Origin of the sequence: Pseudomonas hefeiensis (genome assembly GCF_030687835.1) — a bacterium.
GTDB lineage: Bacteria > Pseudomonadota > Gammaproteobacteria > Pseudomonadales > Pseudomonadaceae > Aquipseudomonas > Aquipseudomonas hefeiensis.
The window spans coordinates 4,798,440-4,811,474 of record NZ_CP117449.1 but is presented as its reverse complement, the minus strand read 5'-3'; the positions used below and the strand labels follow the sequence as shown (position 1 = coordinate 4,811,474).

Sequence of the window (13,035 nt, the reverse complement as noted above, 5' to 3'; positions counted from 1 at the left end):
TCCGGTGCGTTTTGCCGTTCTCGGCAGCGGTAGCCAAGGGAACGGCACGCTGATAGCCAGCGCCGGCACGTATGTGCTGGTCGATTGTGGTTTCTCTTTGCGAGAAACCGAGAAACGCCTGTTGCGCCTGGGTGTGCACCCGGCGCAATTGAGCGCGATACTCGTAACCCACGAACATGCCGATCACGTGCATGGCGTGGGTTTGCTGTCTCGGCGCTACAATCTGCCGGTATACCTGAGCCGCGGAACACTGGCGGGTCTGCGTAAGCCCATCGAACCTGCTGGCTTCGTGGCCGGTGGCGAGCAACTGCGCATTGGTGCCCTGGATGTCAGCGTGGTCAGCGTGGCGCACGATGCCCGGGAGCCAACGCAGTATGTGTTCAGCGACGGTGAGCGGCGCTTTGGGTTGCTGACCGACCTGGGTTCGTATTGCGACAGGGTGATGGACAGCTACCGGGACCTCGATGCTTTGATGATCGAGTCCAACCACTGCCGTGACATGCTGGCGCGCGGGTACTACCCGTACTTTCTCAAGCAGCGGGTAGGCGGGGAGCACGGACATTTGAACAACCACCAGGCGGCGTTCCTGGTGGCCGAGTTGGGCTGGCAAGGCCTGCAACACCTGGTCCTGGCCCATCTGAGCAGCAAGAACAACCTGCCGCAGCTGGCCCGGCAATGTTTCGTCGACACCCTCGGGTGCGACCCGGACTGGCTGCAACTGGCCGATCAAGATTCAGGGCTCGACTGGCGACATATCGCCTAGCCCATCTACTTAGCAAGCGGAGCCCATCATGGAAAAACGTGAAGAACTCTACCGCGGCAAAGCCAAGTCGGTGTACAAGACCGACGACGCAGACCGCTTGATCCTGCTGTTTCGCAACGACACCTCGGCGTTCGACGGCAAGCGCATCGAACAGCTCGATCGCAAAGGCATGGTGAACAACAAGTTCAACGCCTTCATCATGCAGAAGCTCGAAGCCGCTGGCGTGCCGACCCAGTTCGACAAGCTGCTGGGCGACAACGAATGCCTGGTCAAGAAGCTGGACATGATCCCGGTCGAATGCGTCGTGCGTAACTACGCCGCCGGCAGCCTGGTCAAGCGCCTGGGCGTGGAAGAGGGCATGAAGCTCAACCCTTACACCTTCGAGCTGTTCCTGAAGGACGACGCCAAGGGCGACCCATTCATCAACGAATCCCACGTTGTGGCGTTCGGTTGGGGCACCACCGAGCAACTGGCGCGCATGAAGGAGTTGTCCCTCAAGGTCAACGAAGTGTTGACCAAGCTGTTCGACGACGCCGGCCTGCTGCTGGTGGACTTCAAGCTTGAGTTCGGCGTGTTCAGCGACGGCTCCATCGTCCTGGGTGACGAATTCAGCCCGGACGGCTGCCGCCTCTGGGACAAGGACACCAAGAAGAAGATGGACAAAGACCGCTTCCGCCAGGGTCTGGGTGATGTCATCGAAGCCTACGAAGAAGTCGCCCAGCGTCTGGGCGTACCGCTGTAATCGACGCAAGCATCTGATAGCACGGAAAAAATTTCGCCCGGGGGTTCGCTTCCGGCGAATGTGCTGGTATGATGCGCGCCACTGGAGAGATGCCGGAGTGGCCGAACGGGACGGATTCGAAATCCGTTGTACTGGCGACAGTACCTAGGGTTCAAATCCCTATCTCTCCGCCATTATTGAATACGACTAAGCCCCTGAAATTTTTGAAGATTTCAGGGGCTTTTTCGTTTCTGGCGTTTATTTCAGGACATGACTGGAACCCGCTGGCTCAGGCTGTACCCATCATCTCCCCCGCCAGATCGGCGAGTGTATGAAGCCGGTCCATTTGCCGCATATTGTGGTGATAACCCATCCAGATATCGCGGCCGGGTGGCGCCTCGCTGGCGTCCAGCAGCCTGAGCGCGGGTAGGGGAATCACTAGTTGATAGGAAGCTTGCCAGTGATTACAAATTTATCGAAAGCTTTCTGACCATCACGTGCAGCTTGCCGAACATCAAGAAATGTCAGCTCATTGGGAGTGACTTTTTTGGGCGTCTTGTCGACTTTTTTTATAGTGGCCATCAGAGCCTCCGAGGTGTGATTAATCGTGTCCGGGCGAACCGGAAGGAGAGGGTTTCAGCGCCAGGGATTCATGCTCGTCTCCGACGAAATGGCCCCATGAGAGATAATGCCAGTCAGTTAAGAGCGATCGAGTCAGGCACTGAGTTTGTGGCGAGGGGATTTAGCGAAACGTCGCATCGCCCCGCTGGGCTACGAAGCAATCCCAGCATCAACTCAATCAGCCAGACATACAGGGTGTCTGGCTTTTAGGGCTGCTTTGCAGCCCAGCGGGGATAAATCCCCTCGCCACAGGTAACTGATCGGCATCACTTCGTAGAGACCCTTCAATACTAGGCCGGCTCTGCATCCAAGCGTCGGGCGATGACATCGAGTACGTCGCAACCATCCCTCAAGGGGATACAGCACAGCTGTGCAAAATCCTGAAGGATTACGGAGTCGCTGGGAATATCACCTCGCATTGCGAGGTTCTCTAAAAGCTGGGTAACTGCGCGAATTCTATAGCCCGCCGTATCAAGCAGGATGTGCAAAGGCGCGGAGGTATCGACGAAGAGGGGTTGATCGTCGGCATTGCTGGTAAGAGCCATGTATCTATTCATTTAAACTCCATTTGATTGGGGGCCTTCTTACCATTTGTCATCGGGTCGCCAAACCATAGCCGCTCTTACGAACGACGCTTGGACTATAGGGCCCTTCTGTAGAAATCATCAATCAGATGATGAGTCAGAAAATTCCCTGAATTATGTGGGCGGGAAATGTCAGAAAATTCCCCGCAGCAATTGCGTCTCCCCTCCTTTTTCTATCCCGGCCAACCCCTCCGCAACCCGCATAACCACAGTGTTTCCCAGGCTGAAAGCTTTGTGTCAATCAGACTAATGGTCTATAGCTCAAGGCATGCCTGCCGATAGGTAAGCTAACCCCCATAGAAGGAGTGCCCCCATGATGCGGTTTTTTGCCGACCTGGGTTTTCGCTGGAAAATTACCCTGCCGATTGCTTTCCTGGCGCTGTTGCTGGTGTTGATGGGGTGGTCGGGCATGCGAGGCATCGACCAGGTGACGGCGTCCAGCACACAGCTGACCAAGCGTTACTTGCCGGCCATCAGCCTGCTGCTCAATGCCGATCGCGATCTTTACCAGGCTTTTGTTGCCGAGCGAAGTCTGCTCGATGGTCATGCGGACGAGCATTTGACGGCGCTGAGCGCCAGTCATGAGGAGAATGCGAAGCAGGCTTACGATCGCGTGCAGCAATATGCCGCGATGCAGCCCGGTGCCGAGGCGCTGGCGTTGGTCAGTCAGTTCAATGACGCTTTTGTAAAGTGGAAGCAGGTTTCGCGGCGGGTAATGGAGCTGTCCGTGGGGGATATGGAGGCGGCCAGCACGCTGAGTTTTGGTGACGGCGAACGCCTGTTCGAGGCCATGCGTGATCCCATCGACAAGCTTGGCGAACTGGAAGACCAGGCGTCCCATCGCGAGGGGGACGCGGCGATAGAAAACGGCGAGGACGTGGGGTTGCATCAGGGCGGCATTCTGTTGATCGGTCTGCTGGGTTGCATTCTGGTCGTTGTTGCCCTGCCAATGGTCGTGCTGCGCCCTATGCGTCGCTTGCTCAGTCGCGTCGAGCAGATTGCAGAGGGTGGCGGTGATTTGAAGGCGCGTCTTGAGGTCCGTTCGGCTGACGAACTGGGTCAGCTCGGCAGCGCGTTCAACCGCTTTCTCGACAAACTGCAGCCGCTGATTGCCGAGGTAGGCCGGGTGACCGGGGAGGTCGATGCCGCGGCACGCGCCATGGCCAGCATGGCCGCAACCAATGACCAACTGATCAGTAGCGAGCATGCGGCACTCGACCAAGTCAGCACCGCCGCGACGCAGATGAGCGCCGCCGTGCATGAAGTCGCTCACAACGCGCTGAATGCCTCGGACGCCGCCCAACAGGCCACCAGTCAGTCCCGTGATGGTGCCGAGGTTGTCAGTAGCACCATCGAATCGATCCGCCAACTGGCTCAGGAGGTGGAAAGCGCGTCGGGAACGATCGAAGCCTTGGCCCAGGAAACCTCCAGCATTGGTGCGGTCCTTGAGGTGATCCGTGGCATCGCTGAACAGACCAACCTGCTGGCGCTGAACGCCGCCATCGAGGCTGCGCGAGCCGGCGAGCAAGGCCGCGGTTTTGCCGTCGTGGCTGACGAAGTCAGGGCGCTGGCGGCGCGGACCCAGGATTCGACCAAGGATATCCAGGTTCGCATCGAGCGCCTGCAGTCCGGTGTCGCTAAGGCCGTGCAAGCGATGCACGTCGGTAGCACCAAGGCCCGTGACAGCGTCGAGCGGGCTGCGAGTGTCGATCAGGTACTCAGCGGCACGGGCGGTTCCATACAGCGGATCAACGACATGGCCGCACAGATCGCCAACGCTTGTGAGGAGCAGAGCAGCGTCACCGAGGAAATCGCCCGCAACATCTCCGACATCCGCGACCTGTCCAACGAAGCGGCACAGAACTCTGCCCAGAGCATGCATGCCAGTCAGCAGCTTTCCGGCCTGTCGAGGACATTGGCGGAATTGACCGGCCGTTTTCGCACCTGAGCCCAGGCGCGATCCTGGCCACCGTCCCATCCTTGGCGGCGCTCACCGGCGACCGCTTGCGCGCCCTGCATCAGGACGGTTTCGTCCTGATGCCCGCGGTGTTGAGTACCGCGACACCTCGCCAGCAGCGCCTGTTGGGTGAGCATCAGGAGGCTGAGTACGATTGACCTCTTGGCATCGGTTGCGTCACGGCGCGACGTCAGATCCAGACATCATTCACCGCTGTTCGCTCATTGGTTTCATCGCCCGTATTGATGACGCCGCGAGGTTCGATCAATAGCAATTTCACCTCCAGTGCAGCGCTGGGTTTGTGCTCGACACCTTTTTTTACCACGTACATCTCGCCCGCGCCAATCGTCACCGCACCGTCACGAAAATCAATTCGAAGCTCGCCTTCCAGCACGATGAAGGTCTCATCGGTATCGGCGTGGGCATGCCAGACGAAATCACCTTCGAGCCGGACGATCTTGAACTGATAGTCGTTCATTTCGGCCACGACTTTCGGGGCCCACTGTTCCTGGAAGAGTGTGTATTTCTGAGCGAAGTTGATGGGGGAATAGTGAGTGCTCATGGGGAATGCTCGTCTTGTGAAGGTGGTGAGAGCGACCTTACTGCCTGAGCCTGAGCGGGTATTGGATGATTGTGCAGCTTTTTGTGGGGCATGGTGCGGATTCCACGACACTTGGACACTCAGCCCACGAACATCCGGACACTCGTTCCACGCTCATTCGGACAGGCAGTCGGAGCGCAGCGACGCAGGTTTGCATTGTTAGTCTGAAGTCCCTGCCGTCGTCAATTTCGTCACGCGCCTGCGCATCGATTCGCCCTTCAGTTCGATCCTATATGCGTTGTGCACCAGCCGGTCAAGGATCGCATCGCCCAAGGTCGGATCGCCGATCAGTGCGTGCCATTTGTCCACCGGCATCTGGCTAGTCACCAGCGTCGAGCGGTTGCCGTAGCGGTCGTCCAGCAGTTCAAGCATGTCGCGCCGCTGAGCAGCGGTAAACGGCGCCAAGCCCCAGTCATCCAGGATCAGCAGGTCGGTTTTGGCGTAGCCGGCCATCAGTTTGGCGAAGCGGCCATCGCCGTGGGCCAGGCCCAGCTCTTCCATCAAGCGCGGCAGGCGCAGATAACGCACGCTATAACCGTCGCGGCAGGCCTTATGAGCCAGCGCGCAGGCAAGCCAGGTTTTGCCTACGCCAGTTGGGCCGCCGATGATCAGGTTCAGGCCGTCGCGCAGCCACTGGCCGCTGCCCAGTTGCAGGATCAGCGCCTTGTCCAGGCCACGAGGGCTGCGGTAGTCGATGTCTTCCAGGCAGGCGTTATGGCGCAACCGCGCTGCTTTGAGGCGAGTGGTCAGGCGGGCGTCTTCGCGCTCGGTCAGCTCGCGATCGACCATCAGACCGAAGCGTTCGTCGAAGCTGAGATCATTGATATCGGGCGTTGCGTGTTGTTCGCCAAGCGCCTTGATCATGCCGTGCAGGCGCAGGGTTTGTAGCTTGTCGAGGGTCGGGTTGGGCAGCATTTGGGTGCTCCTTTTTCAGGTCAGTGGTAGTAGCCGGGGCCACGCAGGTTGATGTGCTCGTCGGGCAGTAACGGCAGGTTTTGCTGGGCAAGAGGTAGCCGTTCCAGGCCTTGGCGCAGGATCGATTCGAGGCTCTTGTAACTGCATGCGCCTAGGGCCAGCGCACGCTGGCACGCGGCTTCCAGCCGCGCTTCGCCGTGCTGCTTGCTCAGGCGCAGGATGCCCAGGCAGGCGCGGAAGCCATGCTGCGGGTGGATTCGGCGTTCGAGGATGTAGGCGATGACACCGGCCGTATTCGGGCCCGTCTGCTCAGCCCAGAGGATCAGCCGTTGCGGTGTCCATTCGGCGTGTTCGCGGTGGCTCTTGGGCATGTGCTCGATCTGGGTGGTGTGGCGGCCTTTATGTGGCGAGCGCAGATGGCTGGCCACGCGTTGGTTGGCGTGGAAGCACTCGATGGTCTGTGCGGTCAGGCGTACTTCGAGTTGGTGTTTCACCAGTTGGTACGGCACGGAGTAAAAATGGCCGTCGACTTCGACGTGGTAGTCGATGTGCACCCGCACTTTTTTCCATTCGGCGTAGATGTAAGGGTGTTCCGGTAGCGGTTGCAACGCCGGTTGGTCGATGGCCTCGAAGGCCGAACGGCGTGAGCCGGGCAGCTTTTTGAAGGGCTTTTGGTTGAGGCGATCCAGCAGCAGTCCGATGGCCGTGTTGAGTTCACCCAGCGAAAAGAACTGCCGATTGCGCAGCACCGCCAGGATCCAGCGCTCGACCACTTGAACACCGACTTCGACCTTGGCTTTGTCCTTGGGTTTTCGTGAGCGAGCGGGCAATACGGCGACGCCGTAGTGCTCGGCCAGATCGCGGTAGCTGGGGTTGATATCGGGCTCGTAACGGTGCGCCTTGGTCACGCCACTGCGCAGATTGTCGGGCACCAGGATCTGTGCGGTGCCGCCGAAAAAAGCAAAACAGCGGGCGTGCGAGCCCAGCCAGTCGGGCAGTTTCTGCGACCAGGTGGCTTCGGCGAAGGTGTAGCTGGAGGCGCCGAGGACGGCGACGAAAATCTGGGCCTGGCGGATCTCTCCGGTTCGCCGGTCGATGATCGGCACGGTCTGACCCGCGTAATCGACGAACAGTTTTTCGCCGGCACGGTGTTCCTGGCGCATGACTACGTCGACCTTGGCCGCCCAGAGGCGGTAGTGCTCGCAGAACCAGCTGTACTGGAAGCCTTGCGGGTGCGCCAGTCGATATTCCTGCCAGAGCAAGGCCAGAGTCACGCCGGGGCGGCGCAGCTCGGCATGCGCCCAAGCCCAATCAGGCATCGGCCTTTGATCGCTGGGAACTGTTGGTGCTGGCGGAAACAGGCATCGCTCCAGCTCGGCGTCCGACAATGATGTCGGCCAAGTCAGCCCGCAAGCGTTGAAACGGTGCAGGTAATTGCCGGCACTGCCGCTGCTGATGCGCAGGCTGGCGGCGATCTTGCGCACGGACAGGCCGGCGTCGAACTTTAGGCGTAGTACCTCTCGGATTTTACGCATGGATATACGCTCCACGACGACCTCTTCGCTTCGATAAAAGAGGCCGATGGTAGTGAATAGTCCTGCGTTGCCGCCTGCCTGAGCGTGGGTCGGTTCAGTGAGAAATCACTGTCCAAGTGCTCGTGGAATCAGTGTCCAAGTGGCCGTGGAATGAGTGTCCAAGTCAGCGTGGAATCGCTGTCCAAGTGTTCGTGGAATGGGTGTCCAAATGCGCGTGGAATCCGCAGGGCATGGCGCCCGAAGTTAGCGCAGCATCTTCAGCCAGCGGGCTGGTGAAATGCCGAACGCCTGGGTATGCAGCCGGGTCATGTGGCTCTGATCGAAAAAGCCGCAAGCCAGGGCCGCTTCACTCAATGGCATGCCATTAATGACCAGACGACGGGCTTTATTCAGACGACGCTGGTTGATATACCGATAAGGGCTGGTGCCGTACAGCGCTCGAAAGTCCCGGGACAGGCTCCATCGATCCCGGCCACTCGCATAGACCAGATCATCCAGGCTGATGGGCTGGTCAAGAGCATCGTGAATGAACAGTCGTGCACGCTCTGCCGCCGAGTAGTCAATCAACCGCCGTCCACGCCGGTTACCCGCTGCGCTGTCGAGTGCCTGGGCTACATCGTAGATGCCGTCTTCTTCCTCAAGCGGATCGAGCGGATGATCCATGCAACTCAATAATCTGCGGGTAGCGACATTGAGGTGAGGATCGTTCGACAACCCTCCTTCGATGAAGGGCAAGGGTTTGCCGCCCAGCACTTGCTGGATCACGGAGGGTTCTACATAGCACATCCGGTAACGAAAGCCGTCGCTCGTGCCTGCTTCGCCATCGTGAACTTCATCCGGGTGCAGGACGATGGTACCGCCGGGCTGGCTATGGCGTTTGCTATGGCGGTAATTGAAGCTCTGAACACCGCAAAGCGTGACGCCGATGGCGTAGGTGTCATGCCGGTGGGTGGTGTAGCCATGGCCACTGAAATAGGCTTCGATGCGTTCCATGTTTCCCGATTCAGGAGCCCGCACCAGCCAGTCGCGATCACGGTTTGATTGAGTCATTTAGACCGGCCTCTCGCTTTTGTCTGTACACGATACCTGTCTGATAGGCGTTGGAGCAGTAAAAAGCGAGAGCCGGACTCAGGTCGCAGAAAGCTGCTCGTCACGCAGAGCAGCTTACTGATCCGTACAGCGCGTCGCTGTTTCAGATTTCTTTCACAGGTGTCTCGCCTTGGGCGCTCTTGATCAGCCCGATGACGTGAAGGCAATCGGCCTTGTTCACATAGGATTCGCCGCTGGCGATCGTTTCGTGGTTGCCGGCTCTCAAGCGCCACCGCCACTGGCCTTTTCCAGTGCTCTGGGTGCCTCGGCTTTGCCTGTAGATCTCAAAATACATGGGTTCGCTCCCTGCGATTAATTCATTCAAGACATGTTTTGAACATGTTGTCGCAGCCTAGCCAAGCTGGAGCTTTTCGCTATTGGAAATTCGTTTCCAATGATTATGAGATATTGCCAATAATTGCAGCGCTTTCGCTCAAATGATACGAATCGGGGACGGTGGATGAACCGCAATGAATTGCGCAAGGCTGACATCAATTTGATGGTGGTTTTCGAAACGCTGATGCTTGAGCGCAACGTGACACGGGTGGCGGAAAAACTGTTTCTGGGCCAGCCGACCATTAGCTCGGCCCTCAATCGGTTGCGCAAGATGTTCAACGACCCGCTGTTCATTCGCGTCGGTCATCGCATGGAGCCCACGGCGCGGGCCGAGGAGATCATCCAGCATTTGTCACCGGCGCTGGACTCGCTGTCGGTGGCGCTGAGCCTGACCCACGATTTTGACCCCGCCAGCAGCACCATGACGTTTCGCATCGGGCTGTCGGACGACGTCGAGTTTGGCCTGTTGCCGCCGCTGTTGCGCAGTCTGCGCGAGGAGGCGCCGCAGATTGTATTTGTGGTCCAGCATGTCGATTACTGGCGCATCCCTGATTTGTTGGCCTCGGGCGACATCACCGTGGGCATCAGTCAGACACGCGGGTTACCGGCCAATGCCAAGCGCAAACTGTTGCGCCATATTCAGCCCAGTGTGCTGCGGGCCGATGCATCGGACACACCCTTGACCCTGGACGAATATTGCTCACGGCCTCATGTGCTGGTGTCCCATACCGCCAACGTCGCCGGTTTTGTTGATGAGTGGCTGGCCGAAATCGGACGCAAGCGCCAGGTTGTGCTGTCCGTGCCGCAGTACAGTGCGCTGCCTGCGTTGCTGGCGGGCACCGATCTGATCGCCAGCCTGCCAGACTATACTGCCGCCGCCATGGCCGCTTCGGGCCAGTTGTTCAGTGAACCTTTTCCGTTCAAAACCCCGACCCTGGACCTCTCCATGGTCTGGCTGAGCCATGTCGACAGTGATCCGGCCGAACGCTGGTTGCGCTCACGGCTGGAGGCGTTCATGAGTGAGCGCGGGGGCTCGGCGCAAATCCCGAAACCGCTCCACGAAACAAAACCTGCGTGAGCAAAGTAAAGTCGAGGTATGGTTGCGACGGCTGAAACCACATCGTCATATTTCGAACAGGAGTCGAACACATGCCTCACCTGCACATGGAGTACACCGCCAACCTGCCCAAGCTGGACGAAGGTGTCGTACTGTTGCGCCTGAATAATGCGCTGGTGGCATCCGGTCAGTTCGCTGCCGAATCGGACATCAAAAGCCGGGCTGTGAAAATAGAGAATTTCCTGGTGGGTACTGTTTTCGAAAAGCGAGGTTTCGTGCATGTGAAGCTGGCCTTGTTGAGTGGCCGTTCGCCAGAGACCAAGAAGCAGTTGGCCGAAAATCTGCTGGCGGTGATCCAGGATCTAGGCGACTGGCCAACTGACGTTTCCGTGCAGCTGTGCGTAGAAATCCTCGACATTGATCGAGGCCCTTATGCCAAGGCTGTCGTCGGCGTTTGAGGGCCAGATTGCCTCGCGCCTTGATGACCTGTTGCGCAGCCAGGCTTCGGCGCTTTCAGCGATCTGGCTGCACGGCCTGATCAAGGTAAATCCCGGCAGGCCTTCAGGCGCGTGATGGCTTGCCGGGCGGGATCAACCGTGGCCGCACCGGCATGACACAGGTTGATGCTCTGCAAGATGGCGCGCACATGGCAATACATGCCCTCGGCTTTATAGGTGGGGCGCATGCCGGTGCGGGTATTGATGAACAGTTCGTCGTCGAAACAGGTCCGCAGTTTCTTGAGGCAGTAGCTGACTGTTGACTGACTGACACACAACGCCTCGGATACACCGGTGACGCTGCTTTGCTCGTACACAGCGTTAAACACCATGAGGTCTTGCATATCGAGTTTTCTGAGGGAGTTACTGTTCAGCATCCGTTCTGTCTCTCGCTGTGCTCCTTGCGCGGATCTTGCGCAAACCAGACCTTTGATCCTAACGGAACGATCGTCCCAGGAGAATGCCGGCCAAGCGGTTTCACGGTCGGGAGTGGGACAGATAATGTAACGAACACGACGGATCGATCATCACTTGGTCCGTTTACCGATTGTTTAGCTCGTTGCGATCCAAGCTTCATCAAATCAAGGTTTAACCGGCGTGGGTGACGTGGGACGCTGCAAGGGTGTGTTTCCTGTGATGTTCCTTATGGACGGTTGGCCTGCAGCAATCCAATACCCGTCATTCGCCGCAATGGGGCCGGTCGGCAGGTTTATGTCCGGTGTCTCTCCCACGCTTTGTGCGCTGCCCTCAGAACTGGCTTTTTGGGCACTCTGGCATTGTCGCCACGCCCGTCCTCCAGATACTGGTATTTCCTGTTGATCGTTAAACAGTGTTCGTTGACCGCCGCGAGCACAGACTGACGGTGCGTTGGCGCCCGTCCGACATGAAAATACGAGCGTTCTCATGAGTTCTACCCCTCTCTCTTTTGCCCCCTTGCAACAAGCACAGGCGTTCCTGGCGCAAAACCCGGATATCGAGCTGTTCGAGTTGTTTATCCTCGACAGCAACGGTGTACCTCGGGGGCAAACTGCTGCACCGCGACGAGTTGTTGGCGGTCTACGAAAGTGGGCGGCCCTTGCCCAGTACCATTCTCGGGTTGACCATCAACGGCGATGACGTCGAAAACTCCGGGCTGGTGTGGGATGTTGGCGACATCGATTGTCGGGCGTATCCCATCAGCGGCAGTTTGCAGCGAATGCCGTGGCGGCTGATTCCTACTGCCGCAGTGCAGGTCAGCATGCATCCTCAGGAAGGCATGCCGGCGACCATCGCCGATCCGCGTTACCTGCTCAGCCAAGTGATCGACGCTTTGCAGGCCGACGGTTATTACCCGGTGATGGCGGCGGAGCTGGAGTTCTATCTGTTGGACGCGCAGCGCGACAGCCTGGGCCGGCCGCAACCGGCGCGGGACGCTGATGGCGGCCGACCCCGCGCCACGCAGGTCTATGGCTTGCGCGAACTGGAACAGATCGAGCCGTTCCTGGCGGACCTCTATAGCGCCTGCAAGTCGCAGGGGATTCCGGCCCGAACGGCCATTTCCGAATACGCGCCGGGTCAGGTGGAAATCACTCTCCAACACCGCACCGATGCCTTGCAAGCCATGGATGAAGCGGTGCGCTACAAGCGTCTGGTCAAAGGCGTGGCGCATAAACACGGCATGCAGGCGTGTTTCATGGCCAAGCCGTTCGAGGAACTGGCCGGTTCGGGGATGCACATGCACGTCAGCCTGGCGGACCGCGACGGCCACAATCTGTTTGCCAGCGAAGCCGCCGATGGCACGCCGCTGCTGCGCCATGCGGTGGGCGGGATGCTCGATACTTTGCTCGACTCACTGCTGATGTTCTGCCCGAATGCCAATTCCTACCGGCGATTCCAGAGCAACAGCTACGCGCCGCTGGCGGCGACCTGGGGCGTGGACAATCGCACCGTGAGCCTGAGGGTACCGGGTGGCCCGGCGTTCTCGCGGCACATTGAACATCGCATTTGTGGGGCCGACGCCAACCCCTACCTGGCCGCTGCGGCGATACTGGCCGGCATCCACCGTGGCATCCGTGAGCAGTGTGATCCCGGTGCGCCGGTGCAGGGCAATGGCTATGCCCAGGCGAGCGAATTGCTGCCCACTGACTGGCTCACTACCTTACGCACGCTTGAAGCTTCGATTTGGGCTCGGGAGGCTTTCGGTGATGAATTCCTCAATGTTTACCTGGCGGTCAAGCGCGCCGAATATCGCCAGTTCATGGGCGAGGTGGGAGAGCAGGACTGGCGTTGGTATCTGAATCAGGCCTGAATTCAGCGATACGCTACACATGGGTTAAAGCGTGTGGTTTACCGTTAAAAAGGGCGGCTTAAAAAATTATTT

General features: G+C 58.8%; 12 protein-coding genes, 1 tRNA gene and 3 pseudogenes. 9 read left to right on the top strand and 7 right to left on the bottom strand.

Annotation, left to right across the window (positions count from 1 at the left end; genetic code table 11):
* Window positions 1–4 precede the first annotated feature (4 nt).
* The 3 genes from PSH57_RS21530 to PSH57_RS21520 all read left to right on the top strand — a co-directional run bounded on the left by PSH57_RS21530 (window position 5) and on the right by PSH57_RS21520 (window position 1,678).
* Window positions 5–763, top strand: coding sequence for an MBL fold metallo-hydrolase (locus PSH57_RS21530; RefSeq protein WP_305385419.1), 759 nt, complete (start codon window positions 5–7; stop codon window positions 761–763).
* Between the two features lie 28 nt (window positions 764–791).
* Window positions 792–1,505, top strand: a complete 714-nt coding sequence (purC, locus tag PSH57_RS21525) for a phosphoribosylaminoimidazolesuccinocarboxamide synthase (protein WP_057449754.1) — start codon at window positions 792–794, stop codon at window positions 1,503–1,505.
* A gap of 83 nt (window positions 1,506–1,588) precedes the next feature.
* A tRNA-Ser gene (locus tag PSH57_RS21520) sits at window positions 1,589–1,678 on the top strand.
* 717 nt (window positions 1,679–2,395) lie between these two features.
* Here PSH57_RS21520 and PSH57_RS21515 read toward each other — a convergent pair.
* Window positions 2,396–2,662, bottom strand: a complete 267-nt coding sequence (locus tag PSH57_RS21515) for a hypothetical protein (RefSeq protein WP_047227960.1) — start codon at window positions 2,660–2,662, stop codon at window positions 2,396–2,398.
* A 340-nt stretch (window positions 2,663–3,002) separates the two neighbouring features.
* Between PSH57_RS21515 and PSH57_RS29395 the strand changes: the two are divergent.
* From PSH57_RS29395 to PSH57_RS21505, 3 genes and pseudogenes are all read left to right on the top strand, one after another.
* A pseudogene (locus PSH57_RS29395) lies at window positions 3,003–3,731 on the top strand (MCP four helix bundle domain-containing protein); the annotation flags it as partial.
* A 117-nt stretch (window positions 3,732–3,848) separates the two neighbouring features.
* Window positions 3,849–4,637 (top strand): methyl-accepting chemotaxis protein, encoded by a 789-nt coding sequence (locus PSH57_RS29390; protein ID WP_371134788.1) that lies wholly within the window; start codon window positions 3,849–3,851, stop codon window positions 4,635–4,637.
* Between the two features lie 32 nt (window positions 4,638–4,669).
* Window positions 4,670–4,804 carry a hypothetical protein gene (locus PSH57_RS21505; protein WP_305385414.1) on the top strand — a complete coding sequence of 45 codons (135 nt, stop codon included), beginning with the start codon at window positions 4,670–4,672 and terminating at the stop codon, window positions 4,802–4,804.
* A gap of 32 nt (window positions 4,805–4,836) precedes the next feature.
* On the opposite strand, the gene PSH57_RS21500 is transcribed toward PSH57_RS21505, so the two are convergent.
* From PSH57_RS21500 to PSH57_RS21480, 5 genes are all read right to left on the bottom strand, one after another.
* Window positions 4,837–5,208, bottom strand: a complete 372-nt coding sequence (locus PSH57_RS21500) for a cupin domain-containing protein (RefSeq protein ID WP_305385412.1) — start codon at window positions 5,206–5,208, stop codon at window positions 4,837–4,839.
* A gap of 198 nt (window positions 5,209–5,406) precedes the next feature.
* The gene (gene istB, locus PSH57_RS21495) at window positions 5,407–6,162 is read right to left on the bottom strand and encodes an IS21-like element ISPsy14 family helper ATPase IstB (protein ID WP_305416080.1); all 756 of its coding nucleotides are present in this window, start codon (window positions 6,160–6,162) and stop codon (window positions 5,407–5,409) included.
* Window positions 6,163–6,182: 20 nt separating this feature from the next.
* Window positions 6,183–7,697 carry an IS21 family transposase gene (gene istA, locus PSH57_RS21490; RefSeq protein WP_305385409.1) on the bottom strand — a complete coding sequence of 505 codons (1,515 nt, stop codon included), beginning with the start codon at window positions 7,695–7,697 and terminating at the stop codon, window positions 6,183–6,185.
* 243 nt (window positions 7,698–7,940) lie between these two features.
* Window positions 7,941–8,747 carry a helix-turn-helix domain-containing protein gene (locus PSH57_RS21485; RefSeq protein ID WP_305385407.1) on the bottom strand — a complete coding sequence of 269 codons (807 nt, stop codon included), beginning with the start codon at window positions 8,745–8,747 and terminating at the stop codon, window positions 7,941–7,943.
* Window positions 8,748–8,889: 142 nt separating this feature from the next.
* Window positions 8,890–9,081 (bottom strand): YegP family protein, encoded by a 192-nt coding sequence (locus tag PSH57_RS21480; RefSeq protein ID WP_305385405.1) that lies wholly within the window; start codon window positions 9,079–9,081, stop codon window positions 8,890–8,892.
* A 165-nt stretch (window positions 9,082–9,246) separates the two neighbouring features.
* Here PSH57_RS21480 and PSH57_RS21475 point away from each other — a divergent pair, with 165 nt between their 5' ends.
* Both PSH57_RS21475 and PSH57_RS21470 read left to right on the top strand, forming a co-directional pair.
* Complete coding sequence (locus tag PSH57_RS21475) at window positions 9,247–10,200, top strand: LysR substrate-binding domain-containing protein (protein ID WP_305385403.1); 954 nt, start codon at window positions 9,247–9,249, stop codon at window positions 10,198–10,200.
* Window positions 10,201–10,271: 71 nt separating this feature from the next.
* Window positions 10,272–10,637 (top strand): 5-carboxymethyl-2-hydroxymuconate Delta-isomerase, encoded by a 366-nt coding sequence (locus PSH57_RS21470; RefSeq protein WP_305385402.1) that lies wholly within the window; start codon window positions 10,272–10,274, stop codon window positions 10,635–10,637.
* A 110-nt stretch (window positions 10,638–10,747) separates the two neighbouring features.
* On the opposite strand, the pseudogene PSH57_RS21465 reads toward PSH57_RS21470, so the two are convergent.
* Window positions 10,748–11,053 (bottom strand): annotated as a pseudogene (locus tag PSH57_RS21465) (LysR family transcriptional regulator); the annotation flags it as partial.
* A gap of 526 nt (window positions 11,054–11,579) precedes the next feature.
* Between PSH57_RS21465 and PSH57_RS21460 the strand changes: the two are divergent.
* Window positions 11,580–12,963: pseudogene (locus PSH57_RS21460) on the top strand (glutamine synthetase family protein).
* Window positions 12,964–13,035 lie beyond the last annotated feature (72 nt).

Excerpts from the sequence above, each read along its gene's own strand:
- purC (WP_057449754.1), top strand. The coding sequence starts at position 792 with ATGGAAAAACGTGAAGAACTCTACCGCGGCAAAGCCAAGTCGGTGTAC.
- PSH57_RS21515 (WP_047227960.1), bottom strand. The coding sequence starts at position 2,662 with ATGAATAGATACATGGCTCTTACCAGCAATGCCGACGATCAACCCCTC.
- PSH57_RS29390 (WP_371134788.1), top strand. The coding sequence starts at position 3,849 with ATGGCCAGCATGGCCGCAACCAATGACCAACTGATCAGTAGCGAGCAT.
- PSH57_RS21500 (WP_305385412.1), bottom strand. The coding sequence starts at position 5,208 with ATGAGCACTCACTATTCCCCCATCAACTTCGCTCAGAAATACACACTC.
- istB (WP_305416080.1), bottom strand. The coding sequence starts at position 6,162 with ATGCTGCCCAACCCGACCCTCGACAAGCTACAAACCCTGCGCCTGCAC.
- istA (WP_305385409.1), bottom strand. The coding sequence starts at position 7,697 with ATGCGTAAAATCCGAGAGGTACTACGCCTAAAGTTCGACGCCGGCCTG.
- PSH57_RS21485 (WP_305385407.1), bottom strand. The coding sequence starts at position 8,747 with ATGACTCAATCAAACCGTGATCGCGACTGGCTGGTGCGGGCTCCTGAA.
- PSH57_RS21480 (WP_305385405.1), bottom strand. The coding sequence starts at position 9,081 with ATGTATTTTGAGATCTACAGGCAAAGCCGAGGCACCCAGAGCACTGGA.
- PSH57_RS21475 (WP_305385403.1), top strand. The coding sequence starts at position 9,247 with ATGAACCGCAATGAATTGCGCAAGGCTGACATCAATTTGATGGTGGTT.
- PSH57_RS21470 (WP_305385402.1), top strand. The coding sequence starts at position 10,272 with ATGCCTCACCTGCACATGGAGTACACCGCCAACCTGCCCAAGCTGGAC.